The sequence below is a fragment of the Streptomyces sp. NPDC048483 genome (genome assembly GCF_040651455.1).
Taxonomy (GTDB): domain Bacteria; phylum Actinomycetota; class Actinomycetes; order Streptomycetales; family Streptomycetaceae; genus Streptomyces.
This window is the reverse complement of record NZ_JBEZJZ010000058.1, coordinates 1-23,367: the sequence shown is the minus strand read 5'-3', so window position 1 is coordinate 23,367 and position 23,367 is coordinate 1. Positions and strand designations below refer to the sequence as shown.

Here is a 23,367-nt window from a genome sequence, read left to right as displayed (position 1 = left end):
CCGAAGCACCGGAGTTGAGCCGACTGCGCGCGCACCGGTCGCATGCGGACCTCGGGACCGGCGTGCCCCTGGACGGTCAGCCCTCCAGGCCCGCGTCCCGTGCCAGCAGTGCCGCCTGTACCCGGTTCTCGCAGCCCAGCTTGGCCAGGATGCGGCTCACATAGGTCTTGACCGTCGCCTCGCTCATGTGGAGCCGCCGGCCGGCGTCCGCGTTGGAGCGGCCCTCGCCCAGGAGGGCCAGGACCTCCAGCTCGCGGTGCGTCAGTGTCTCCAGCCGGCGGCGGGCCTGCTCGGCGCGGAGCGCGGCCCGGCCGGACGCCAGCGAGTCCACGACATGGCGGGTGGCGCCCGGCGACAGGTACGCGTCTCCGGCCGCCGCGGCGCGCACCGCGCGGATGAGTTCCGCGGGCGCCGAGTCCTTGAGGAGAAAGCCCGCACTGCCCTCGGTCAGCGCGCGCAGCACGTTCTGCTGCGCACCGAAGGTGGTGAGGATCAGTACCCGGGTGTCGGGCACGGTCCGGCGCAGTTCGGCCAGGGCCGTCAGCCCGTCCATGACCGGCATCTGGATGTCGAGCAGCGCCACATCCACCCGCTGGGCGCGGGCCAGTTCGATCGCTTCGCGGCCATTGGCCGCCTCCGCGACCACGTCGATGTCGTCGGCCGAGGTGAGAATCATCCTGATGCCGGCCCGTATGAGCGGCTCGTCATCCGTGACGAGAACCCTGATCACGACTCTCGCCTCTCCTGCGCTGTTCTGGGCGGTCGTCCCCGCGGCCACCCCGACATCATCCCCGGACGGGCCGCCCGCCCGGACGTCAGGGGCCCGGTCCCCTTCAGTTCTGGGCCTCGAAGGACTTCTTCTCGATCAGCTTGCCGTCCTTGAAGCAGAACCGGAACACCGGCTCCTTGTCCCAGCTGCTGCTGGTCTCGGAGGACATCAGCGTGAGGCACTCGGCCCCCTTGGGCTCGGGCGGCGCGCCCTTGTCCAGATCGTCGGTCAGGAACGTGTTCCCGTGCGGCAGCTTCTCGCGGACCTCCGCCTCGGACCGGCCCACCTGCATCGCGTCGTACTGCTTCGGCTCGATCATGCCCTTGTCCATCTCACTGATGAGGAAGGCCACCCCGATCACGACGGCGATCACCACCAGCAGACCGATCAGTGCCGCCAGCCCGCAGCCAATGGCTATGCCGCTTCGCCTCTTGTCCCTGCTCATTGCCTTGGCCAGCTCCTTCGGCAGACCGTCCCGGTCGATGACCGGATCACCCTCGCCGAGGGCGCCCGCCGGGTTCTGCCGCCGAACGTCGTCCGGGGGACCGACGAAGGGTGTCGCCGCGTTCGGGGACGGATGCCTCGGGGCCCCGCCCTCCGGCGAGGTGTACGGCAGCACGCCCGCCAGCCGGAAGCCGCCGTCCGCCGTCGGGCCCGCGTGCACCATGCCGCCGATGAGCCGGGTCCGCTCCCCGAGCCCGGTCAGCCCCTGACCGCCGCTCACCACACTCCGGCCGGTGTCCGTCGTCTCGGGGGCGGGGCCGTTCGCGACTTCGACGACCAGCGCGTCCGGCTCGTACCGCAGCTCGATGGTGATCGAGGCGCCCGGGGCGTGCTTGTGGGCGTTGGTCAGGCCCTCCTGCGCGACGCGGTACGCCGCGTGATCGGCGGTCGGGGCGAGCGGGCGCGGTTCACCGGAGCGCCGCAGCTCCACGGCCGCACCCGCGCCCCGGGACGCCTCCACCAGGCCCTCGATGCCTGCCACCCCGCGCGACGGCGCCGTGGCCTCCTCCTCCCCCATGGCCTTGAGGGCATGCGGGGCGCCGTCCTGGCCAGGGGCCTCCGTGCCGTCCCGCAGCAGCCCCACCACCTCGCGCAGCTCGTGCATCGCGGCCACCGACGCCTCCCGCAGCACCCCCACGGCCTCCCGCTGCCGACCGGTCAGCTCCCGGTCCACCTCCAGCGCGCCGGTGTGCACCGCGATGAGGGTGAGCTGATGGCCGAGGCTGTCGTGCATGTCCTGCGCGATGCGCTGGCGCTCCCGCATCCGGGCCTGTCCGGCGATCATCGCGCGCTCGCGCAGCAGCTGGGCGTTGTACTCGCGCAGGGTGCCCTCCAGTGCGCGGCGCTGCGACCAGTAGCGGCTGATCAGGCCGGGTACGACCATCATGACCAGCGGCAACGGGGCGGCGACGGCAAAGGCCGCCGGGGAGCCGGGCGCCTCGTACAGGACGGTCAGGCCGAGGGTGAGGACGTACGCGACGGTGAAAGTGCCGGCCGCCTTGCCGACCCCGTCGATCCGTCGCCCGGCCGACCAGGCGGCGACGAGGACCAGCGGGCTGAGGCCGGCGAACACGGGCATGCCCACGGCGGCGAGCAGGAGGACGGTCGCGGGAAGCACCCGGCGCAGCAGGGTCAGCAGCTTGGCGGCGACGGCCACCGCGCCGATCTGCAGGGGGCCGCTGTCGGCCAGGGCCTCGGCGCCCGCCGCCAGCAGCCCGATCACCGTGCTCAGCAGCAGTTCGCCCACGATGCGCCAGGGGGTCCACATCCCGGGGGCGAACAGTGCCCGGCCCGGATCGGTCAGCCGCCGGGGCGCCGAGCGCAGCCCGGCCGTCAGCGCGTGGCGAGCCGATGCCACAAGGTCCCTACGTTCCGTACGAGTCACGCGGCCACGGTAGGCAGCGACAGCCGGGCAGCGCACCCGCCGTCGGTCTCGATGGCCAACGACGAAAGTCGCACCGGGGCAGCGGAACGGCATCGGGCCGACTACGTGAGGGGCACGATCCGCGCGTCGATGGCCGCGATGGCCAGTTGGACCCGGTTGTCGCAGCCGAGCTTGGCCAGCAGCCCGCTCACCCGTCTCTTCACGGTCGGCTCGGTCAGTTTCAGCCGGGCCGCGATCGCCGCGTTGGACAGACCGCCGCCCACCAGGGCAAGGACCTCCCGCTCCCCCTCGGTCAGACGGTCCAGGCGTGCCGCGGCGGCCGCGGAGGCGGCGGGCACCGCCGCGCTCGCCAGCCTGAGGACGCGTCGGGTCACGGACGGGGAGAGCATCGCGTCTCCCCGGTGCACGGCCCGTACCGCTGCCAGCAGATCCTCATGGTGCGTGTTCTTGAGCAGGAACCCCGAGGCGCCGGCCTCCACCGCCGCGTCCACATGCGCGTCGAGGTCGAACGTGGTGAGCAGCAGGACGGCGGGAGGATCCGGCAGCGCGGTGATCCGCCGGGTCGCTGCCAGGCCGTCCAGACGAGGCATCTGGATGTCCATGATCACGACATCGGGCCGGTGTTCCCGTACGGCGTCGATCGCGGTCGCGCCGTCCCCCGCCTCCGCGACGACGGTGATGTCCGCACCGCTGTCCACGATCATGCGCAGCCCGGTACGGATCAGGTCCTCGTCCTCGACGAGAAGTACTCGGATCACCGCCTCACCGTACCGGGGGAGACTTTCGTTCGGCGGGTCCTCCTGCGGGGTGAGGGCCGATCGGCCCCTGAGGCTGATCACCGGGCGACGATCCGCTGCCAGGCTGGTGGCATCGGTTCCGCACCGGCGAGAAGCGCCGCGCACCGTGATCAACATGATCAGCCGGAGGGTGCGGACGGCCGATTTCCCGCCAGCCGTCACCGCTCGCCCGAGGCGTCCGTGCTCTCCGCCGTCCTCGCGCCCGGTGCGAAAGATCGGAATTGCCTCATGTCCATAGCCGCCAAGAAGGCCGTACGGGCCGGCGCGCTGAGCGCAGCCGCCGTCGTGATCGCCACCGCAGTCGTCGGATGCGACGGCAACAGCCCCTCGAAGTCGTCACGCCCTTCGAACGACGCGTCCTCGTCCTCCTCGGCGCGTTCCGGCCCGGCCACCAGCGCGCTGCCGGCTTCGCTGACCGGGCAGAAGCTCCGCTGGACCACGTGCGCGGCACCGACTCCCGCGCAGGGCGGTGGCAAGGCACCGGGCGGCGCCTGGGAGTGCGCCACGCTCAAGGCACCCCTCGACTACGCCAAGCCAGGCGGCGAGACGATCGACCTCGCGCTGATCCGCGCCAAGGCCAAGGACCAGGGCACCCGCATCGGCTCGCTGATCTTCAACTTCGGCGGTCCCGGCGGCTCCGGCATCACCGGGCTCCCCGGCCTCGCCAAGGACTACGACACCCTGCGCTCGCGCTACGACCTGGTCAGCTTCGACCCGCGCGGCGTCGGCGGAAGCGCGGGCGTGACGTGCCTGAGCGACAAGGAGACCGACGCCTCGGCCGCGATCGACGGCTCGCCGGACGACGCGTCCGAGCTCAAGGCCGCGGCCGACGCCAACAAGAGGTACATCGAGAGCTGCAAACGGAACTCCGGCACCACACTTCCGCATGTGGACACCGTGAGCGCCGCCCGCGACATGGACCTCATGCGTGCGGTCCTCGGCGACAGGAAACTGAACTACTTCGGCATCTCGTACGGCACCAAGCTCGGCGGCGTCTACGCCCACCTCTTCCCCAAGAACGTCGGACGCGCGGTGCTGGACGCCGTGGTCGACCCGACCGAGGATCCGCTCCAGGGCGCCATCGGCCAGGCGAAGGGCTTCCAGCTCGCGCTGAACAACTACATGAAGGACTGCGCCGCCACGAAGGGCTCCGCGTGTCCGACCGGCGGGGGCGGGGACGAGGGCAGCCAGAAGCTCGCCGCGCTGCTGAAGAAACTCGACCAGCACCCGCTGCCCACCGAGGGCGGCCGCAAGCTCACCCAGGACCTGGCGCTCACCGGCGTCGTGGCCGCGCTCTACGACAAGGAGAGCTGGGAGCCGCTGACGATGGCGCTGACCGAGGCGACGACGCGCGGCCAGGGCAATGTGCTGCTGGCGCTCGCCGACAGCTACAACGGCCGTGACGAGCAGGGCCGTTACCACAACACCGCCGCCGCGAACCGTGCCATCAGCTGCGTGGACGACAAGCGGCGCTACACCGTCGCCGATGTGAAGGCGAAGATGCCGGAGTTCCGCAAGGCGTCGCCGGTCTTCGGCGAGTCCATGGCCTGGGGCATGACCGGCTGCACCGGCTGGCCGGTCGCCGGCAAGACCGACCGGACCGAGGTCGGCGCCAAGGGGTCGGCCCCGATCGTCGTCATCGGCAACACCGGCGACCCGGCCACCCCGTACGAAGGTGCCAGGAAGATGGCCGGGGAGCTGGGCGACGGCGTGGGCATCGAGCTCACCCTCAAGGGCGAGGGCCACGGCGGCTACAACAGCGGCAACCCCTGCCTGAAGAAGGCCGTGGACGGCTACCTGCTGGACGGCAAGGTCCCGGCAGCCGGCACCACCTGCGCATAACGCCGGCCGCGTACGACGCAACTCGGGCGCCACGGGCTGCCTTCCGGCGGACACCGCAGAAGGCAGTGCCCGCTCCCGAGTTGCGAGATGCGGGACCCCACCACCGGCAGTAGCGTGGATCTACCGGCCGCATTGCCACTGGCTCCCCTTTCGCGGAGAAAGAGCCAGGGCTGGAGCCCTTCATCACAGCAATGTCATGTGCCCGGTAAGCCGGTGGCCAAGTGCCTCTCCTTTTCCGGGGCCTGAGGTTGCGGGAAAGGGGAGACCGTGGGTCAGACGGACACCCTCATTGCCATTGAGAAGGCCGAGGTGGGGTACCGCGAAGGTTTCTCAAACGGCCATTACAACAACAACCAGAAGTATTCGCCGACCGTTCCCGGACTGGAGTGGTCACAGAACCAGGCATGGTGTCAGACCTTTCAGTCCTGGGCCTTCCAGCAGGCCGACGTGAAGAGCCTGGCACCGGTCACCGCCTCGTGCGCGGCCGGTGTCAACTGGTACAAGAGCCGCGGCAGGTTCTCGTACTATCCCGCGATCGGCGCGATGGTGTTTTTCGGCCACACGGGAGGAACGCACGTCGGGCTCGTCTACAAATACGACGCCGACACCGTGTACACCATCGAAGGAAACACCAACGCCAACGGTTCGGCCGAGGGCAACGGCGTATACCTGAAGAAGCGGGCCCGCAGGGATAATTACGTCTACGGTTACGGGCTGCCGGATTTCGCGGACGGCATTGTCACGGCCGACCCGGGTCTGAAGAACAAACCCGGGTGTACCTATCTGGCCACCGCCGAGTCCCGTGAGTTCGATGCGTCGCCCGAGACGCCGCTCGAGGCGGCGTTGCCGTGGGTGTCCTCGGAGCAGCTCGTCTGGGCGGCCACCCACGCCATGGCCGAGGAACAGGCCATGGGGGAGGGCAACGGCAACCCGGCGGACGATGTGGCCCTGGTGCAGGACGCGTTGGAGAAGGTCATGGGCGTCACCCCGGGCGACCCGCACTCCGTGTTCGAGGCGGAGACGCAGCAGCTTTTCGAGAGGTTCTGCCGAGAGAAGCTGGGCTACTCCGAGGCGGACGGCGATGGCGTCCCCCGCACGCAGGAGCTGGTCGAACTGGGCAAGCGGTCAGGGCTGTTCAACGTACGGGCGGGCTCGTCGCCGGCCCTGGAGCTGCCCTCGGTCAGCCTGAACCAGGTGATCTGGGCCTCGACGCACACTGCCGAGGAGGAGCAGGCGCAGCCGGCCGGGTCCGCCAACGCGCGGGCCGATGTTGCTCTGGTGCAGGACGGGCTCGAGAAAGTCATGCATACGGCCGTCACCGACGAGCGGGGGCTCTTCGAGACCGCCACCCAGGCGCTCTACGACGAATTCCGCCGTACGATGCTGCACTTCGCCGGCAGTGACGCCGCCGGGGCACCCGGCGGGCAGTCGCTGACGGAGCTCGGGCAGCGCGCCGGACTGTTCCGGGTGAGTGCCGGTTCCCCGTCGGCGGGCGGGGCGCCGGGCGCCGACGGCACGGGGAAGATCGACCCGAAGCAGGTGACGTTCGAGCGGTACACGGGCCAGAGCCAGGGCATGCTGGAGACCTGGATCAGGGCGGCGTGTGCGGCGGCCGGAGCCCAAGCGAGCCTCCACTGGATCAAGGGGATCCAGCTGGCCGTCTCGCGCGAGTCGTCCGGCAACCCCAACGTCTGCAATCTGTGGGACAGCAACGCCATCACGCCGCCCGGCTTCAGCAAGGTCAAGGACTTCGGGGACGGCTATCGGCCCGAAGAGCCGCTACGAAGGCTGAACGGCGAGCTCACTCCGTTCCAGTGCTCCCGGGGCATCCTGCAGTGCATCCCGCAGACGTTCGCTCAGCGCCATGCCCCCAATACCTCGATGAGCATCTACGACCCTGTGGCATCGATCGCCGCCGCGATCCGGTACGTACGCACCAAGTACGGCGTCGCCATCGACGGTTCCAATCTCGCCGCGAGGGTCCAGCAGTTCGACCCCAACCGCCCCCCTCACGGCTACTGACGTTCGCCGGCGCGCGACCCTACCGCCAGGCCCGCTTACGGACCGCACCGGTAGGGTCGCGCGCATGGGTGAGGGGCTGGACGCGATCGATTGGGCGGGGCTGCGGCACAATCACGGGTCCGCCGAGGATGTGCCCGGGCTGCTGCGCCGGTGCGCGGGCCCGGATCCGGCGGACTCCCAGCACGCGGCGGACGATCTGCTCGAGCTCCTGTTCCACCAGGGCGGATGGATCTGCTCCGCCGCCGCGGCCGCACTTCCGTTTCTGCTGCGCCTGGCCTCCGAGCCGGATGTGCCGAGCCGGAGCACGGTGCTGGATCTGCTGGCCACGCTCGTGGCGGAGGCCGGGGAGGTCCGTGAACGGTTCCTGGCCGCCGGCTGGGCCCCGGCCTGGGAACGGGGCCTGCCCGACATGCTGGCCCTGCTGGACGATCCCGATCCGGAGATCCGGGGGGCCGCGGCAGGCGTGATCGGTGACTGCACGAGCCCCGGCGAGCGCACCCTGCCCGCGCTCCTGCGGTGCTGGCACGCGGAGAGCGAGCCGGCGACCCGTCTCGACCTGGCTCTGGCACTCGGCCGGGCGGTCCGGCGCGCGCCGGCCGGCGACCGGGCCGACGAGGTCCGTGCGGTCCTTCGTGGGCTGCTCGCCGCCGCGGAACCGCAGCTCCGGCTGGCGGCGGTGCACGCCCTCGCGCCGAGCGACCCCGATCTGCCGGCGCGATGCCTTGACCACGTACTGGACGCGCTCCGGGATCCGGGCGTCGAGCTGTGGCGGCACACCGGCTCGGCGGGGCGCGGGGTGCGGGGTGTCCAGGTCTGGACGGCGAAACTCTTCTCCGGCCCGTCCCCTGCCTTCGCGCTCGGCCTGCTGGCGGACCATCCCGACGACGAGCGGCGCATCGGCGCCTTGGGGCAGGCAGGTCACCTGCTGGCCAGGTGGCGCTCACCGGCGCCCGAGCTGCTGCCGGTGATCGTCGCGCGGCTGGACGACCCGGTCGCCGAGGTGCGTTTCCGCGCGGTCGAGCTGCTGGCCTGCCTTGGCCCGTCGGCCGCCGCTCCTGCCGACGGGGTCGCCGATCTGCTGGCCGACAGCGCCGCCCGGCCGACACGCGGGGGCGAGACCGTGGGCGAGGCGGCCTTGTGGGCGTTGGCGCGGCGGAACGATCCGCGGTGCGTGCCGGGCCTGGTCGAGCTGCTGGCCGGCACCCCGTCCGGCTTCGCGTCCGTCACGTCCTTCTACCCCGCCGACCCGTTCCACTTCGTGGTCCTCCCTTCGCTCCACGAGGCACTGGCCTGCCTGCCGGACCACGTCGAGGCGCTCCTGCCGGCGATCTGCGAGCGCCTCGGCACCGACACGGACGTCCGCCTGCTCGAGCAGCTCTGCCGGACGCTCGCCGACTGGGGACCCAGCGCGCAGGCGGCCGTACCGCAGCTTCGCCGCCTGCTGACGAACGACCGCACCTGGATCCCGGCCGCGCAGGCCTTGGCCGGCATCGGGGCAGCGGACGACACGGCCCGCGATCTGCTGCTGGCACGGTCGACCGCCGACGGTGCGGACGCCGAACTTGCGGCATGGGCGTACTGGAGGACCGGCGGCGACCCCGGCCCGGCCCTGAAGGTGCTGGGTCCCGCCGCTACCGCGGACCGCTTCCCGCACCTCGCCCTGCGCAAGCTGGCCGACCTCGGCCCGCACGCCGTCGGCCACGCGGACCGGCTCCGGACGTTGACCACCGCCACCGATACCTGGACCAGCGTCGAAGCCGCGCACGCCCTGTGGGCCGCGACCGGAGACACCGAGCACGCCGTCCCCGCCCTGCTCGCGGCCGTCGAGGAGCTGGCCGACGGCACATACGTGCCGGTCCGGCTCGCCGCGGTGCGCTACCTGACCCGCATCGGCCCCGCTGCCCGGCCCGCCGCCCGTCTCCTGCGCGGCGTCCCGCTCCTCGACCGGCGTCTTCGCTTCAGCGGCGGCTGGCGCGGCTTCGCCGAAGACGAAACCCTCCGCACCGCCGTCGACGAGCTGCTCGCGGCGACCGGCTGACCTGGGCAGTTGACACCGATCGGCCCCTCCGAACGCCGCACGGCTCGCGGCGCGCCGCGGCAGCGCGCTCCGGGCCGGCATCGGTGCCGGGCTCCCCGAGCAGGTCGCCATCGCGGCCGTCCTCGGCCTGCCGTGCGGGGTCCGGTCACCCCGCGCATCCCCGCAGGTCCTGGGTGAGTGTGCGCGTCGGGTCGGTGATCGTCCGCAGGATATGGGGCTTGGTGCGGCAGACCTGTCGGACCGCCTTGGCGAAGGCCGCCACCGCCGGATTCGTGGCGCTGTGCGACCAGGCGAGCGCGACGGTACTGGGGCTCACGCCCTCCACCGGTACGTAGACGATGCCGGAGCGCGGATAGAAGCGGGCGGCGGCGGCCGGTGTGATGCTGATCGCCCGGCCGGTCGCGACCGCCTGCAACTCATCGTCCGCACTGGAGACCTCGACCAGCCGCGGCATGTCCAGCCGCCGCCGGTATTCGGCACACATCCAGAAGTCCGCCCAGATCCGGTCGGGGCTGCGGCGCAGGACGAAGGGCTCGTTGAGCAGTTCGGTGATATGGACGTGCGGGCGGGTCGCGAAACGGTGGCGATGCGGCAGCACCGCGACCCGGGGCTCCGCGAAGAGCGGCTCCATCTTCAGGTCGCCGGCCTGGAACGGCGGGCGTACGAACGCCGCGTCGACCTCTTGGCTGTTGACGCCCGCCGACGGGTCGTCCCAGTCGTAGCGGCACATTTCGACTTCCACGCCGGGACATCGGCCCTCGAAGGCCTCGAGTATCAAGGGTGTCAGCTCCAGCGCCGCCACACCTTGGAACCCGACCTTGAGTCTGGCTCTTGTGCTGCTCGCCGCCTCGCGGGCCTGCCGCAGCGCCTCTTCGTGGTGGTGCAGGGCGTGTTCGGCCTCCGTGACGAATCTCCTGCCGGCCTCCGTCAGCTCCACCCGGCGAGTGGTCCGGTGGAAGAGCGCGACACCGAGCTCCGCCTCCATTTCCTTGATGCGTGCCGACAGTGCCGACTGGGCGACATGCAGGCGTTGGGCGGCGCGGGTGAAACTGAGTTCTTCGGCGACGGCTATGGCGTAACGGAAGTGACGCAATTCGATATTCATGTGTCCACCACAGGTGAGGAAGGGAAGGCCGGCCGCCCATGGACGGGCGTCCGAGCTTCAGCGGCCCCTGTTTTCCAGGTGGAGAGTTTCGTTGCCACCAGCCCCCCGTACAGCTCAAGCGACGCCCACACTGTAAACCACCGCAGAAATCGAGCGATGGTTCAACTCTGCAGGAAAGAAAGGGCGTTGACCGGAGTGGACGGAGGGTCTGGAGTGCGGTGATTCCCCGTCTCGGTGTCGATTCAGCCGGTGAGCCTCGATCGCGGCGCCGCCGGCCTCATCAGGGGGCCGGCCAGCTTGGTCAGGGCCGGGAAGACGACGTACGTGGCGAGCGGCGCAATGACCGCGACGATGACCAGGACGCGGACCGGAAGGGAAAGGGCGGCCAGATCCTCCCCCCAGATCAGCTGGAAGACCGTCAGCATCGGATAGATACCGACGAAGGTGAGAAGGGTCTGCTTCCAGCGCGGGGGTCGCCCGGGCGGTGCCGGGCGGGCCGGTTCGGCGCGATGCCGCGTGATCTGCTGTTCTTCCGGTGTGGCCGTCACGAATGCTCCCAGGTGTTTCCGCGCGGCCTGGTGCCCACCCCTACGGAAAACACCGAGCCGACTCGACGGATCGACGATAATCGCGCCGCACACCAGAAGAGAAAGACTAATTGCGGGCCGATTTATCGCAGCACCGTGCATAATCGGCCGTCTGCCCGATGTCTCGACTCCAGAGCCGGTTCACGGGCGCAGCAAAAGACCGGAACAGGAAGGATTAATTACCGGACGCGCAGGAATCCAGTACCGGGTTCGGCCCGGACGACCGGACGGGACACCGGCGGGGGTTCTTTGCCCCCGACGCCTCAGCCGCGTCCGGTGAACTGCTGACCGACCCCAAGTCCGCGCAGGCCGGCGAGGACCTGCGGGTCCTGGACGTCCAGCCAGTCGCAGAGCTGGCGGAAGGAGACCAGCCGGACGTCCTTGTGCTTCTCGTCGGCGATGTGCTTGACCGCCTCCTCGACGGCGTCCATGTAGATGCCGCCGTTCCACTGCTCGAAGTGGTTGCCGATGAAGAACGGTGCGCGGTTGGTCTCGTAGGCCCGCTTGAAGCCCCCGATGTACGCCCCCGCGGCCTGCTTGCGCCAGCCGGGGTAGTTGGCCGGCGGGGCCTTGGTGGAGTTCTTCGACTGGTTGGCCAGGATGTTGTAGTCCATCGAGAGGACCGGGAAGCTGTGGCCGGGGAACGGTATCCCCTGGAGCGGGAAGTCCCACAGGCCCTGCTTCTTGCCGGGCCAGACCTGGAGGCCGCCGGGCGAGCTGGCGTCGTACCGCCAGCCGCGCTTGCGCGCCGTGGGCAGCAGGTTGTCCTGGCCGAGCAGGCACGGCGTACGGCCGCCGACCAGCTCCTTGCTGTAGTCGAAGGGCAGCGGGTCGAGGTCGGTGAAGCCGGTGTTGGTCCGCCACTTGGTGACGAAGGACATGGCCTGCGTGATCTCGTCGTCCCACTGGGCGGGGGTCCAGTGCTTCACCGAACCCGGGCCCTCGCCGCAGAAGTGGCCGTTGAAGTGGGTGCCTATCTCGTGGCCCTCCAGCCACGCCGCGCGCACGTTCTTCAGCGTCTCCCTGATGTGGTCATCGGTGAGGTAGCCGATGTCGGAGGCGCCGACGGGGTTGTTCGGCGGGCGGTATATGCGCTTCTTCGACTCGGGCAGCAGATACAGCCCGGAAAGGAAGAAGGTCATCGAGGCGTTGTGGTCCTCGGCGAGCTTGCGGAACCGCGGGAAGAGGCCATTGCCCACCTCGCCCGCCCCGTCCCAGGAGAAGACGACGAACTGTGGTGGCTTCTGGCCCGGCTCCAGCTTCTCCGGCGCGGGCGGCTGGTTGGGCTGCTTACCGGTGTACGCGGTCGAGCCGTCCCCTATCGGCTTGGTCTTCCCCGTCTGGCCGGGCTTGGTTCCGACCTTGCCGGAGTCCGACGGCCCGGAGGATGAGCAGCCTGCGACGGAGAGCGCGGCCGCCGCTCCTATCCCGAGCCCGAATATCCCCCGGCGGCTGAATTCACGCATAACGGTCCCCGTCGCATTCGTTCGAAGTTCTGGTGGGTGAGGCGCCCAGAGAAGTGGGACGCCTAGAAAGAGGGAGAGGCGGATGTTGAGGTTCCGCTTCGACCCCGAGAAGAAGAATTCTCCACGGAGGGTCGCGGGCAACTCACGCTCCGAAGCCAGGAAAGCGGCCCCAGGAGCCCTTGGCGGCCCGTCGCGCAGACATCGGTCATCTGCGGCGTCGCCCTAATGCCGCAGCCTTTCCGGCGCGACCGTCGTCGTCCGACGTCATCTTCCGCATCGCCTGCTCCCCGGTTCGATGGGCGGGGCAGGAAGCCGAATGCCGCAGCGACCCTCAACCAACGCCCTTGGACACCCATCACTCTCACGGAGATCGCTAGCGCACCGATAACGCCTCACTAACGAGCTGGTGCACGGTGGCGAATGAGGCGTCCGGGACTTCGGTGGCGGTGGGCTCGGTGCTCCCCTCTGCCGGGAGGGCACGTCGGCCGCCGACACGGGTCGTCACTCCGGCCAGGTGTCAGCCGGCGAGTTGCCGGATGAATGGCTCGGGGTCGGGGGACAGATCGATCGGCTCGAGCGTCGCGTCGAATTCGGTCCACCAGACAGCGGGAATGCCGGGGGCCAGTTCTCGAAGGAGCCGGTGCACGATCTGCGCGGGTTCGGAGAGCGGATCCTGGTCGGGGAAGATGAGGACCTGGTATTCGACCTGCCAGGAAAACGGCAAGGAACGGTCGTCAGCTTGGATGTCCAGTTCGAGGAAATCGTCGAGTGCGCCTGCGACGTCACTGCCGGGCCAGAGCCGGGTCACGGCTTCGATGAGCTGCTCGGTCGAGAACGGCCAGGAGGCGCCGTGCTGCTGATCGGCGCTGACGAAGAAGCTGGACCCCACCGTGTGTCCTTCCTGGGATGGCGCAGCTGCGGCTGTTTGACGATTCGGGTTTCGCCGGGAACACCCTTGGCCGCCCTCATCGCGTCGTCGTAGGCACGGCACCTTGATCTCCTTGGCGGGCTCACCTTCCTCTTGCAGGGCAATGCGCCGGCCAATCTGTACGAGGAGGGCCTGATGGTGCGCGTCGGGCCTGACGGCATGGCTGATGCTCCCGCCCGTCCCGGCACCAAGCCTTTGGTGTTCGGTGGCATGGAGCAGAAGAGCTGGGTGGTGCCGGCGGAGGAGACCCTCGATGACGACGTCCTGGACGACTGGCTGAAGTGGGCCATGGAGGTCACCGCGGAGCTGCCGCCCAAGTAATCAGGCCCGGCCGATTGCCTGCGGCGCCCAGGACCAGCGCTCACTGGTGCTCGGCGCTGTTCTCGTGGGTCCCGCCTTCTGTCCCGTACTTGCCGCCGTCGTTCTCGCGGATGGTGTGGCTGGTGGAGGTCAGACGACCAAGCGCGACAGGGCGGGGCCGGCCGGCGGGTCACCGCTCCCAGTACTTCGCCACCGCCTGCGCGTACGCCACCCGATGGTCGAGCCTGTCGTCCCGGACCCGGAACCGGCCGCGCACGGACTCGGTCAGGGCCGCCTGGCCAAAGAGCTCACCGGGCCGCTTCCAGGCCGTCCGCAGCGGGGCGGTGGTGGCGCCGGCGGGGGAGTCGGAGAGTGCCAGGGCAACCAGGTACAGCAGGACGAACGGCAGCAGCACCGGGCACAGGAGCAGCGACGGCACCGTCCCCTCCCGCCCGCGCAGCACCGTCCCGTCGGGCAGGTGGATCTCGTACGCGGGCCGCCACCGCTTCTTCCGCGGCGGCAGGCGCAGTTCGGCCAACTGCTCGTGGTCCGGGGTGAGCACGGCGAGGCGACCGCCGTCCTTCCGGACGACCACGGCGAGCGGGGAGGCACCGGCAGGGTCAGCGGCGAGGGCGAAGCGGGGCTTGCACCCTTCGGGAAGGGGGTGGCCGTCGGGGGCGCCACGGCGCACGTGGACGGGGGCGGAGCCTCGAGGGCGCAGTTCGTGGCGCTTGGCGTCGCGGTGGCGGGTGAAGGCGAGTGTCCTGGAGCGTCCCGTCTCGTCTCGGTTCTGGGCGCCGTTGCCGGCGGCGGAGTTCCGCAGGCGAGACAACCCTCGGGGCCACCCGTCCTCCAGAAGAGCGTAGGTGGTCGAAGAACACCACCGCCATCCACAGTGTGCTCAGGGGGAACGCCCCGACGCGGCGAACTGGAGCGAGGGGACCGACGAGCGGGCGCGCGGCGTGCGGCCGTCCGGGAGGATCACGTCGCACGAGGGCAGTCGGCTCCGCCGGCGCTCGCGGGACTCCGGGCGCGCGAGTTTTCGGCCGTGCGGGTCCGAGACGGTGAAACCCCGCTTCCGGCGAGCGATGACGAAGAGCGGCTCGGCGCCCGGCGAATTCACGGCCCTTTCCTACCGAATGACGCCAGGGCGTCCGGTCCGGTCACACCCCGTCAACCTGTGGGTGGAGGCCCCTGTCCACCCGCTGCTCAACCCAGGGGCTGGCGATTGGCGTGCACAGTCGAAGCAGTGTTGCGGCCATGAACATCACCGATTACTTCGTCAACGGGATCCTCATCCTGCTCGTCGTGCGCCAGGTTCGGGGCAGTCGACTGGACCTGATCAACCTGGTGCTTCCGGTCGTACTGATCAGCGCCACCGCCCTGTACTACCTGCGGTCGGTGCCGACAGCCGGCAACGATCTCGTCCTTGAACTGGTGCTGACCGGCTCGGGAGCCGCTCTCGGGGTGCTCTGCGGGCTCACCACGCACCTTCGGCGCAAGGCCGACGGCGTCCATGCCAAGGCGGGGTTCGCCGCCGCGGCTTTGTGGGTCTTCGGCATGGCGTTCCGGATGGGCTTCGCCTTCGCCGACGATCATGGCGCCGGTGACGCCATCGCCGACTTCAGCCGTACCCACGGGATCACCTCGTCCCAGGCGTGGGTGGCGGCCTTCGTGCTGATGGCGCTGGCCGAGGTGGTGGCTCGGCTGGTGGCGATCCGGTACCGCGCCCACAGGTTGACCTCTTCCACAGCCGCCACTCTCCCGGCGGCGGCGTGAACATCGTGCGTCAGCAGCCGGGCCCGGCTTTCCCGGGGCCGGCCGCTCCTATGCTGTCCGGCATGAGCTCAACGCCGCCGGGCGGTTGTCAGGGGGACAGTCCGAGAGTGGCTCAGGCCCGGTCGCGTGCGGCCGAGCGTGCCGCGCGTCAGGCTGCGCGGATGCACTTGGCGCTGTGGGGGGTCATGATCCTTACCGCCGCCTCAGTTCTGCAGGGTCGGCCGTACCCGGGGGTGACCGGCGAGCGTCTCGTCGTCAGTCTGGCGCTGGCCGGGTGCCTGCTGGCACTGGCCATCGCGGCCCTGGCCCGGCACACGGGGAAGTCAGAGGCGGCCACCGCTGCGATACCGCTGATCCTGGGCGCCGGCGGAAACGTGCTGGCGTTGCTCCAGTCGACCTCGATGATGATGGTCCCCGTCGCCACCGCTGTGGCGATGCTCTTCGCGCGCCTGCGGCCGCGTCTGGCCGTCCTGCTGGCCGCACCACTGACCGTGGCGATCGCGGTCATCACCGCCTACGTCGGCCCCTCACGCGACGCGGTCCAGAATGCCGGGGCCAGTGCGTTGCTGTGCGTCGTACTCGGTGTCGCCTACGTCTTCGCCCGCCAGGCCCGCCTGCGTCACGACCACGCCGAACTGCTGCTCGCCGAGCTGGAGGACTCGCGTGAGGCACAGGCACGTGCCGCCGCCGTCGCTGAACGCACCCGCATCGCCCGGGAACTGCATGACATCCTGGCGCAGTCCCTGTCGGCGCTTTCCGTGCAACTGGAGGGCGCCCGCAAGCTCGCCGAGCGCGGCGAAGTCGACCCGGCCCTGCGCCGGCTGATCGTACGCAGTGGCGAACTGACCCGGGAGGGTCTGGCCGACGCGCGGCGGGCCGTTGCCGCCTTGCGCGGGGACGACGTGCCCATGGGCGACCAGCTCACCACCCTGGTCGGCCGGTGCCGCCGCGACCTCGCGCTGCCGATCACGCTGTCGGTGACCGGGCAGCCAAGAGCGCTGACGCCGGAGGCGAACCTCGCGCTCTATCGGGGCACCCAGGAGGCGCTCACCAACGCCGCCCGATACGCTGCCGGTTCGCCCACCACCGTGGTGCTGCGTTACACACCACAGTCCACCACGCTGACCATCTCGGACCACGGCCGCGCAGCGGGAGCGGACCACAACGGCGCCGAAACCGGCGTTCCCGTTCCGCCCGTCGAAGCGTGGACGGGCGGCGGAAACGGATTGCGGGGCATGCGCGAGCGCATCGAACGGGTCGGCGGCCGAATCCATTCCGGCCCCGCCGAGCAGGGCTGGACCGTGGAGATGGAGATACCGGCGTGAGCGATTCCTCGTCCCCTGTCAGGGTGCTGGTCGTTGATGACCAGCGGGTGACCCGCGAGGGCCTGATGCTGCTGGTCGGCCTGAATGCGGGCATGGAGGTCGTGGGGGGTGCGGCCGACGGCGCCGAGGCGGTGGAAGCGGCCCTCGAACACCGCCCGAGTGTCGTGCTGATGGACCTGGCGATGCCCGGCACGGACGGCCTCGCCGCAACCCGGACCCTGCGCGAGGAAGCCCCGGGGATCGCTGTACTGGTGCTGACGACCTACGCGGACGACGCGTCGGTCTTTCCCGCACTGCGAGCGGGTGCGAAGGGATATCTCACCAAGGATGCGGGCGCGGACGAGATCGAACGGGCGATCCGTGCCGTGCACGAGGGCCTCACGTGGATGGATCCGGTGGTGCAGGAACGTCTGGTCGCGACCGTCACATCGGGCCTGCTGCCACAGTCCACGACAGTTCCGGACCGCGAGGCGTCGGCTGTCCCGACCGCAACTCCCCAACCGGCTCAGTCGAGGCGGGACGTCCCCGCCCCCCTGCCAGAGCCGTTGACCGCCCGTGAGGCGGAGGTCCTGGCACTCATTGCGCAGGGGCTGTCCAACGCCGAGATCGGCGAACGCCTCTACCTCGGCCGCGCCACGGTCAAGACACACATCAACCGCATCTTCGCGAAGACCGGCGTACGCGATCGCGCACAGGCCGTCCGCTACGCCTACCGCACCGGACTGGCGGACTGAGCGGTGCACCGGGCTCGCCAATTGCTGGGCCCCACTGCCTCTCACGCCGACCGGTCCGAGGCGGCCGTGCCACGCTCAAGGACACGATGGTGCGAGCTTGGCGGTCCTCAAAGCGGCCCTTGCCTGTAGCCGATTCAGCCGGTGCACACAGTTCCAGCGATCGGAGGCGTCCCATCGAGATACCAGCGACTTTCCTTCGCCGTTACTGCCCATGGGGTGCAGATCACACCGTGACTTCCGTGTCCCTTGATGACGACGTAGCGATCACCGTGCAACTGCTCCACTACCGGCCGGAGTCCACGTGCCTTCGCGGCCTTGAGTTGCTCGACATACCGTTCCGCGTAAGTGTCCGCCAGATTGTCAGGCTCGAAAAGAAGCTGCAAGCGGTCGGCATCTTGTTCCTGCACCGCCTTGCCCAAGTCATCACGCAGAGAATTAAGTGACGAAGATCCATTGGGCGGTTCGTTATTGATCGATATGCAGAGGAATGCCAACCATCCACAGAATATCGCTGCCCCGCCAAACTGCGCCCACCGCGCACCCGTCATCTTCTTCGTCTTGGGCCCTGTCATTGGCTTCCTTCCTGCGGCACGCGAGCCGGACGCGAGCTGATCCGGCATCAGACCCCAGCTTGATAGGGCAAGGCTGGCGGCATGTCCTCCACGAAGACTAGTCGTAAATCATGAGCGCCATGTCTGGTTGGCGGCTAGTGACTGGTCTGGGAGCGTACTTGGCGGCAGCGCCGTCAGTGAGACCGGCCGAGTCGGTGGGACACGCCGTGCGGAGGTCGGATGACGAGCGTGGTGAACGGACGCTGCTGTGCGCCGGCAGGCCGCACAGATGGCTCCTGTGCGGCCTGCCGAGTGCAGTTTCCGATGCTACGACTGGTGGATTCCCCTAAACGGTGGGATTCTGCGGGTCACTTGTGGATCGTGATGCAGGCCCTACTGTCGGGATAGTTGCTCCACGAGGCGCAGGCCTTGGTTCCGTCGGGGAAGCTCAGGCCGACCGTGTCCGTGAATTCGAATTCACTGGCTGCACAGATCTTGCCGCTGGTCGTGACGTAGTTCCGGCCGATCGATATGGTCGCGCGGCCGCAATTGTCGGCGTGGTTCTTGGTCAGCGTGGCCGTTACGGATTTAACGTGCAGTCCAGTGCCGGTTACGTCAATACACTTACTGCCGTTGCCGCCGGCATTCCCTGTGCAGCCGCTGGCGGACATCGTTGTGAGGTCCGCGGCCGAAGCCTGCGTCGCTGGAATCGCTGCGCCGCCCATGACGAGTACGGCTGCTGCGGCAATACGAGTGAGCATATATCCCCCTGAATCTGTGGCCGAGGTGCATTGATCTTGTGGATCGCGAATATCGGTTGGCGATTTCACGCCCAATTTGATCAATTCCTCGAAGTGGCGGACCTGTCGATCACTTGTGGATCGTGATACAGGCCCTGCCGTCGGGGTAGTTGCTCCACGAGGCGCAAGCCTTAGTTCCGTCGGGGAAGCTCAGGCCGACCTTGTCCGTGAAGGTGAAGTCACGGGCTGCGCAGATCTTGCCGCTGGTCGTGACGTAGTTCCGGCCGATCGATATCGTCGCGCGGCCGCAATTGTCGGCGTGGTTCTTGGTCAGCGTGGTCGTTATGGATTTAACGTGCAGTCCAGTGCCGGTTACGTCAATGCACTTACTGCCATTGCCGCCGGCATTCCCTGTGCAGCCGCTGGCGGACATCGTTGTGAGGTCCGCGGCCGAAGCCTGCGTCGCTGGAATCGCTGCGCCGCCCATGACGAGTACGGCTGCTGCGGCAATACGAGTGAGCATATATCCCCCTAAATTTGCGGTCGGGACATCTTGATCTCGTGGATCGCCACAACTCAAGGTGATTAGCGATTTCACGCCTGATTTGGCTGGTTCAAGATCATCTAGAGAACTCATCTCGGGCATTCTCGACAATTCCCAGATAGGTGATGAGTTGCTCGGCCTCGCGAGCGGATTGGGCGAGATGCTGTGCACCTGGGCACGCGCCCACTGGATCACCGGGTTCGGGGTGGACATCAGCACGGTGTCCACCGAACGGGCTCGTGCATGCGCCGCCCGGTTGGGGGCACCCGGCAAGTGGACTGCGTTCCCGGCAATACGTCCGGTGACGTTGGCGACGAGTCGGTCGATCTCGCTGCGTGTATCGGCGCTACCCGGATCGGCGACGGTCTGGCAGGCACGTTCGAGCTGCTGGAACGTAGCCTGCGATCAGGCGGCACGATGCTGATCGGCGAGCTGTACTGGCGTCATGAACCCCCGGACCAGGACACCGTCGAAGCCTGCCACACGAGTAGGAGAGGTGATCTCCTGCTGCTACCGGATCTGATCGAGCAGTTCGATGAACTCGGCTACAACGGGTGGGAAAAATGGCGCTTGCCGATCAGGGCAGCTGGGGCCGGTACAGGGCGGCGCGCAAGCCGTTCAACGACGACCGGTACGTCCATCCCTACGCGGCGGATGAGCCCCTTGTTGGGGAAGGTTGATGCAGAGGACGGGGGCCGGCGTGGCCGCCCTGGCGGGGCTCGGCCCCTCCCTCGCCCGCAACGCCGCCGTGTCACGGGGGCCAGTGAGGCCCCCGTGACAAGTTGCAGCTGCGCAGGTTGACATCCCATCAAGCGGCGTCGAGGGCTCCGGTGATCTTGCGGGTCATCTCCGCCAGGGTGGGGCTGGGCTCGCCCTTGTGGGCCCGGGTGGCTGCTTCGATGGCGACGATGACGGTGCTGCGGAAGTTGTAGGCCTCTGCGGGATCCTGCTTCTTGAGCAGGCTCATCGCTGTGGTCAGGGCCGGCAGCACCTGGTCGGCGATTCCGGCTACGGACTTGCTGTTCAGCGTCGCGCCCTTCGTCTTCTCGGCCAGTACGTGCCCGACCGGGCCGGTCGCGGAGGACAGGCGATGGAGCCCTCGGTGGCGATCTTGCCGGGCGAGCGGGTGGCACCGGCGGCGGACAGCAGAGCGACGGCGCCGTACGCGGCGGTCCGCAGGGTGAGCTTGTCCTGGTCGGTAAGGGTGATGGACATGGTCGTGTGTTCCCTTGAATCTGTGACGAAAGCCGATTGAACGGACCTGGTGGCCCGCGGTCCTGGTGGAACGTGGACCTGGTGGCCCGCGGTCCTGGTGGCCCGCGGTCCTGGTGGTGCCCGGGTATCCGGATTGCTCAGGAAAGGGCGTGGCGGGACGCGGGCTCGGTGTCAGTCGTCGATCGCCTGGTAGAGCGTGGTCCAGAAGTCGTGCATGAGGTGCACCGGGTCCGGGACGGACGCCCCGACCTGGGTGAGCAGGATTCCGGTGATCCCGTTGACCGGGTCGGCGTACGTCGAGGTGCCGCTTCCGCCGTCCCAGCCGAACTGGCCGATGGGCGCGTAGTCACCGCGGTAGGTGCGCACCGCCATCCCGAAGCCCCAGCCGCCGTGCTGCCCTTGGCCGAAGGACACATGGACGTTGTTGACGGCCAATTCGTGCCGGGCAGCCTGCTGTTCGGGCGAGAGGCGGTTGGTTGTCATCAGCTCGACGGCGGGCCGGGACAGGATCCGCTTCCCCTCGTGCATCCCGTGATTCAGCAGCATGCGGAAGTAGGCGTGGTAGTCGTCCGCGGTGGAGTTCAGTCCACCGCCGCCACCCTGGAACGCCGGAGGCGTGCTGTGGCGCCCCGTCGCAGCCTCGTCCCACACCTGGAACTCTCCGGTCCTCGGGTCGGGGGCGTACAGGGGCGGCAGCCGGTCGAGCTGGTCGGCGGGCACATGGAACCCGGTGTCCTTCATGCCCAGCGGCTCGAAGATCCGCTCGCGCAGGAACGACTCGAACGACTGGCCCGTGACCCTGGAGACGAGCACGCCGACCAGATCGCTGCTGATCTGGTACTGCCAGCGCTCCCCCGGCTGGTACATCAGCGGAAGCGTGCCCAGGCGGCGCATCCACTCGTCCTGCTCGGGCATCGGCTCCGGCAGATTGGGGGTGATCCCTTGCTCGAAGACCGCGTTCATGATCGGCGTGCCCAGCACCGTCATATCCATGCCGAGCCCGAACGTGGAGGTCAGCACGTCCCGTACGGTGATCGGCCGCCGCGCCGGCGCGGTGTCGTCCAGCGGGCCGTCGAGCCGCTTCAGCACCTGCCGGTCGGCCAGTTCCGGCAGCCACTGCTCCACCGAGTCGTCGAGGCGCAGCCTGCACTCGTCGAGCAGCACCATCGCCCCGGCGATCGAGACCGGCTTGGACGTGGACGCCATTCGGAAGAGCGTGTCCCGGCGCATCGGCGCGCCACCGTCGTGGCGCATCATCCCGACCGTTTCGACGTGCGTCTCGTCGCCCCGGCTGACCAGGGCGACGAGTCCGGGAATCTTCCCGGACTCCACATGCCGCGCCAGCACGTCGCGGAATCTGCGCAGCCCCGCTTCGGAGAAGCCGCTGTGCCGGCCGGTGAGGTTGAGGGACATGGCTATGTGCTCCTTGTGGGTTGCGTGGGTGGGTGGTTGTCGCGGTGAGGTGTGGTGGCCGCAGGGCGCGTCCTGGGCGGTGGCTGCACGCAGACAGGGCGGTCGCCGTGCGGGACGCCTCCCCGGCGCGGCGTTCATGGCGTTCGCGAGTTCGCGTTCGCCCCGATGGCCGGAGGCGTTGCGGGTGCTCCTTGGAGGGAGCGGGTCAGAGGCTGCGGGCGGTGATGTCGCCGTGGGGGGTGGTGGCGCGGATGTCGAGCTCGGCGGTGCCGTCGTTCTTGAGGGCGTTGCTGATGCGGCCGTGGCCGGTGCCGGCGTCCAGGGCGGCCGAGACGCCGGCGGCGGCGCCGACCGTGATGTCGCCGGACTGGGTGCTGAGCACGACCGTGCCGCCCATGGCCTCGGTGATGCGGATGTCGCCCCGTGCGGTGCTGATCTCCGCGGCGCCGCCCAGCCGGCCGACCTCGACGTCGCCGTCGACGGCAGTGAGGCGGAGGCTCGCGGCCTCGTCCAGCTTGATCTGGCGGTACGCGCCGTCGAAAGCGACGTCGCCGAGGCGGCCGAGGGTCCGGAGTTCGGCACTGGCTGCCTTGGCCTCGATGCGGGAACCGGCGGGCAGCTTGACCGTCACCTCGATGGATCCGGAGGGGCCGAAGTACTGGTCCTTCGCCTGATTCTCGACCCGCAGGACTCCGTCGGCGTATTCGACCGTGGTCTGCTCCGCTGCCTTCACGTCGCGGCCCTTCGAGGCGTTCGCAGGCCGGACCTCGACTGCGGTGTCGGTCCGGTCCGCGGCGATGAGCTGGACGCGTCCGGCGGGGATGTCCAGGACGGCGGAGATCGGGGTGGGGGTGTCGAACTTCTGCATGGCTCTCTCCCTTGTACTTGCGGTGCGTTGTTTCGAACGATGGAAAAGCTACGTTGCTTTCTATATTTAGGCAACGAAATCTTTGCATGAGAGCACTGTTCATGCAGGTCAGAGCGAGGAAATCGTTGCAACACTCTCTCGTCTAACGCAACGTTGGACGGTCGACCGTTGCAATGTGTTGAAGGTGAACGCTATGGTGAAGGCGTCAAGGAACACCGAGCAGCACCATGGAGCCCCCGTGGGGCAGAAGCATGAAGGGGGCCGTGATGCCGGGAGCCAGGCTCACCCAGGCCGAGCGCCAGCAGATCGCGGTGGGGCTGGCCGACGGCCTGGCCTACGCCGAGATCGCCCGCCGTCTGGCCCGTCCGACCTCCACGATCACGCGTGAGGTGACACGGAACGGCGGCCCCACCGGCTACCGCGCCGACCTGGCCCACCGCGCCACCCAGCAGCGCA

The 23,367-nt window shown here is 69.1% G+C and carries 24 protein-coding genes and 1 pseudogene; 9 read left to right on the top strand and 16 right to left on the bottom strand.

Translation table 11 applies throughout. The features are described 5' to 3' along the window. Positions 1 to 76: 76 nt before the first annotated feature. The 3 genes from AB0D04_RS25920 to AB0D04_RS25910 form a co-directional block, all read right to left on the bottom strand. On the bottom strand, positions 77 to 730 hold the full coding sequence (locus AB0D04_RS25920) for a response regulator transcription factor (RefSeq protein ID WP_362707702.1): 654 nt from the start codon (positions 728 to 730) through the stop codon (positions 77 to 79). A gap of 103 nt (positions 731 to 833) precedes the next feature. Next, positions 834 to 2,540: a histidine kinase gene (locus AB0D04_RS25915; RefSeq protein ID WP_362707771.1), complete on the bottom strand. Its 1,707-nt coding sequence runs from the start codon at positions 2,538 to 2,540 to the stop codon at positions 834 to 836. A gap of 218 nt (positions 2,541 to 2,758) precedes the next feature. Continuing rightward, complete coding sequence (locus AB0D04_RS25910; protein ID WP_362707699.1) at positions 2,759 to 3,415, bottom strand: response regulator transcription factor; 657 nt, start codon at positions 3,413 to 3,415, stop codon at positions 2,759 to 2,761. 267 nt (positions 3,416 to 3,682) lie between these two features. Between AB0D04_RS25910 and AB0D04_RS25905 the strand changes: the two genes are divergently transcribed. The 3 genes from AB0D04_RS25905 to AB0D04_RS25895 all read left to right on the top strand — a co-directional run bounded on the left by AB0D04_RS25905 (position 3,683) and on the right by AB0D04_RS25895 (position 9,356). Continuing rightward, positions 3,683 to 5,296 (top strand): alpha/beta hydrolase, encoded by a 1,614-nt coding sequence (locus AB0D04_RS25905; protein WP_362707697.1) that lies wholly within the window; start codon positions 3,683 to 3,685, stop codon positions 5,294 to 5,296. Between the two features lie 267 nt (positions 5,297 to 5,563). Then, complete coding sequence (locus tag AB0D04_RS25900) at positions 5,564 to 7,318, top strand: hypothetical protein (protein ID WP_362707694.1); 1,755 nt, start codon at positions 5,564 to 5,566, stop codon at positions 7,316 to 7,318. A 64-nt stretch (positions 7,319 to 7,382) separates the two neighbouring features. After that, on the top strand, positions 7,383 to 9,356 hold the full coding sequence (locus AB0D04_RS25895) for a HEAT repeat domain-containing protein (protein WP_362707692.1): 1,974 nt from the start codon (positions 7,383 to 7,385) through the stop codon (positions 9,354 to 9,356). A gap of 145 nt (positions 9,357 to 9,501) precedes the next feature. On the opposite strand, the gene AB0D04_RS25890 is transcribed toward AB0D04_RS25895, so the two are convergent. From AB0D04_RS25890 to AB0D04_RS25875, 4 genes are all read right to left on the bottom strand, one after another. Continuing rightward, on the bottom strand, positions 9,502 to 10,461 hold the full coding sequence (locus AB0D04_RS25890) for a LysR family transcriptional regulator (protein WP_362707689.1): 960 nt from the start codon (positions 10,459 to 10,461) through the stop codon (positions 9,502 to 9,504). A gap of 242 nt (positions 10,462 to 10,703) precedes the next feature. Next, a complete protein-coding gene (locus AB0D04_RS25885; protein ID WP_362707686.1) occupies positions 10,704 to 11,009 on the bottom strand; it encodes a hypothetical protein in 306 nt (101 codons plus the stop codon). Between the two features lie 302 nt (positions 11,010 to 11,311). Next, entirely contained in the window at positions 11,312 to 12,514 is a 1,203-nt protein-coding gene (locus AB0D04_RS25880) for a hypothetical protein (RefSeq protein WP_362707683.1), read from the bottom strand. Between the two features lie 517 nt (positions 12,515 to 13,031). Beyond that, positions 13,032 to 13,403, bottom strand: a complete 372-nt coding sequence (locus AB0D04_RS25875; RefSeq protein ID WP_362707682.1) for a hypothetical protein — start codon at positions 13,401 to 13,403, stop codon at positions 13,032 to 13,034. A 174-nt stretch (positions 13,404 to 13,577) separates the two neighbouring features. Here AB0D04_RS25875 and AB0D04_RS25870 point away from each other — a divergent pair, with 174 nt between their 5' ends. Beyond that, the gene (locus AB0D04_RS25870; protein ID WP_362707679.1) at positions 13,578 to 13,763 is read left to right on the top strand and encodes a hypothetical protein; all 186 of its coding nucleotides are present in this window, start codon (positions 13,578 to 13,580) and stop codon (positions 13,761 to 13,763) included. A 169-nt stretch (positions 13,764 to 13,932) separates the two neighbouring features. Here the strand turns inward: AB0D04_RS25870 and AB0D04_RS25865 are convergent, their stop codons facing one another. Then, positions 13,933 to 14,574: a hypothetical protein gene (locus AB0D04_RS25865; protein ID WP_362707676.1), complete on the bottom strand. Its 642-nt coding sequence runs from the start codon at positions 14,572 to 14,574 to the stop codon at positions 13,933 to 13,935. Positions 14,575 to 14,643: 69 nt separating this feature from the next. Beyond that, complete coding sequence (locus AB0D04_RS25860; RefSeq protein ID WP_362707673.1) at positions 14,644 to 14,865, bottom strand: hypothetical protein; 222 nt, start codon at positions 14,863 to 14,865, stop codon at positions 14,644 to 14,646. 137 nt (positions 14,866 to 15,002) lie between these two features. On the opposite strand from AB0D04_RS25860, the gene AB0D04_RS25855 reads away from it, so the two are divergent. From AB0D04_RS25855 to AB0D04_RS25845, 3 genes are read left to right on the top strand one after another with little or no spacing between them, the layout of a single operon-like run. Then, entirely contained in the window at positions 15,003 to 15,521 is a 519-nt protein-coding gene (locus AB0D04_RS25855) for a hypothetical protein (protein WP_362707671.1), read from the top strand. Then, positions 15,518 to 16,846 (top strand): histidine kinase, encoded by a 1,329-nt coding sequence (locus tag AB0D04_RS25850; RefSeq protein ID WP_362707668.1) that lies wholly within the window; start codon positions 15,518 to 15,520, stop codon positions 16,844 to 16,846. The genes AB0D04_RS25855 and AB0D04_RS25850 overlap by 4 nt, the downstream gene beginning before the upstream one ends. Next, positions 16,843 to 17,580 carry a response regulator transcription factor gene (locus AB0D04_RS25845; protein WP_362707665.1) on the top strand — a complete coding sequence of 246 codons (738 nt, stop codon included), beginning with the start codon at positions 16,843 to 16,845 and terminating at the stop codon, positions 17,578 to 17,580. The genes AB0D04_RS25850 and AB0D04_RS25845 overlap by 4 nt, the downstream gene beginning before the upstream one ends. 134 nt (positions 17,581 to 17,714) lie before the next feature. Here AB0D04_RS25845 and AB0D04_RS25840 read toward each other — a convergent pair whose 3' ends face one another. The 3 genes from AB0D04_RS25840 to AB0D04_RS25830 form a co-directional block, all read right to left on the bottom strand. Further along, positions 17,715 to 18,200, bottom strand: coding sequence for a hypothetical protein (locus AB0D04_RS25840; protein WP_362707662.1), 486 nt, complete (start codon positions 18,198 to 18,200; stop codon positions 17,715 to 17,717). Between the two features lie 299 nt (positions 18,201 to 18,499). Continuing rightward, the gene (locus tag AB0D04_RS25835; protein ID WP_362707660.1) at positions 18,500 to 18,892 is read right to left on the bottom strand and encodes a hypothetical protein; all 393 of its coding nucleotides are present in this window, start codon (positions 18,890 to 18,892) and stop codon (positions 18,500 to 18,502) included. 109 nt (positions 18,893 to 19,001) lie between these two features. Beyond that, positions 19,002 to 19,643, bottom strand: a complete 642-nt coding sequence (locus AB0D04_RS25830; RefSeq protein WP_362707780.1) for a hypothetical protein — start codon at positions 19,641 to 19,643, stop codon at positions 19,002 to 19,004. Here AB0D04_RS25830 and AB0D04_RS25825 point away from each other — a divergent pair. Further along, positions 19,546 to 20,026: pseudogene (locus AB0D04_RS25825) on the top strand (methyltransferase domain-containing protein); the annotation flags it as partial. The gene AB0D04_RS25830 and the pseudogene AB0D04_RS25825 overlap by 98 nt on opposite strands. Positions 20,027 to 20,223: 197 nt before the next feature. Here AB0D04_RS25825 and AB0D04_RS25820 read toward each other — a convergent pair. The 4 genes from AB0D04_RS25820 to AB0D04_RS25805 form a co-directional block, all read right to left on the bottom strand. After that, entirely contained in the window at positions 20,224 to 20,406 is a 183-nt protein-coding gene (locus tag AB0D04_RS25820) for a hypothetical protein (RefSeq protein ID WP_362707657.1), read from the bottom strand. 32 nt (positions 20,407 to 20,438) lie between these two features. Next, positions 20,439 to 20,630, bottom strand: a complete 192-nt coding sequence (locus AB0D04_RS25815) for a hypothetical protein (RefSeq protein ID WP_362707654.1) — start codon at positions 20,628 to 20,630, stop codon at positions 20,439 to 20,441. 171 nt (positions 20,631 to 20,801) lie between these two features. After that, entirely contained in the window at positions 20,802 to 22,043 is a 1,242-nt protein-coding gene (locus AB0D04_RS25810; RefSeq protein ID WP_362707651.1) for a serine hydrolase domain-containing protein, read from the bottom strand. Positions 22,044 to 22,248: 205 nt separating this feature from the next. Then, complete coding sequence (locus tag AB0D04_RS25805; RefSeq protein WP_362707649.1) at positions 22,249 to 22,911, bottom strand: DUF4097 family beta strand repeat-containing protein; 663 nt, start codon at positions 22,909 to 22,911, stop codon at positions 22,249 to 22,251. Between the two features lie 266 nt (positions 22,912 to 23,177). On the opposite strand from AB0D04_RS25805, the gene AB0D04_RS25800 reads away from it, so the two are divergent. Then, a partial coding sequence (locus AB0D04_RS25800) for a helix-turn-helix domain-containing protein (protein WP_362707646.1) occupies positions 23,178 to 23,367 on the top strand: 190 nt, incomplete at its 3' end.

Coding starts and splice junctions, on each gene's coding strand:
- AB0D04_RS25880 (WP_362707683.1), bottom strand. CDS start 12,514: ATGCGTGAATTCAGCCGCCGGGGGATATTCGGGCTCGGGATAGGAGCG.
- AB0D04_RS25915 (WP_362707771.1), bottom strand. CDS start 2,540: ATGTGGACCCCCTGGCGCATCGTGGGCGAACTGCTGCTGAGCACGGTG.
- AB0D04_RS25870 (WP_362707679.1), top strand. CDS start 13,578: ATGGTGCGCGTCGGGCCTGACGGCATGGCTGATGCTCCCGCCCGTCCC.
- AB0D04_RS25805 (WP_362707649.1), bottom strand. CDS start 22,911: ATGCAGAAGTTCGACACCCCCACCCCGATCTCCGCCGTCCTGGACATC.
- AB0D04_RS25890 (WP_362707689.1), bottom strand. CDS start 10,461: ATGAATATCGAATTGCGTCACTTCCGTTACGCCATAGCCGTCGCCGAA.
- AB0D04_RS25905 (WP_362707697.1), top strand. CDS start 3,683: ATGTCCATAGCCGCCAAGAAGGCCGTACGGGCCGGCGCGCTGAGCGCA.
- AB0D04_RS25810 (WP_362707651.1), bottom strand. CDS start 22,043: ATGTCCCTCAACCTCACCGGCCGGCACAGCGGCTTCTCCGAAGCGGGG.
- AB0D04_RS25895 (WP_362707692.1), top strand. CDS start 7,383: ATGGGTGAGGGGCTGGACGCGATCGATTGGGCGGGGCTGCGGCACAAT.
- AB0D04_RS25835 (WP_362707660.1), bottom strand. CDS start 18,892: ATGCTCACTCGTATTGCCGCAGCAGCCGTACTCGTCATGGGCGGCGCA.
- AB0D04_RS25855 (WP_362707671.1), top strand. CDS start 15,003: ATGAACATCACCGATTACTTCGTCAACGGGATCCTCATCCTGCTCGTC.
- AB0D04_RS25815 (WP_362707654.1), bottom strand. CDS start 20,630: ATGTCCATCACCCTTACCGACCAGGACAAGCTCACCCTGCGGACCGCC.
- AB0D04_RS25840 (WP_362707662.1), bottom strand. CDS start 18,200: ATGCCGGATCAGCTCGCGTCCGGCTCGCGTGCCGCAGGAAGGAAGCCA.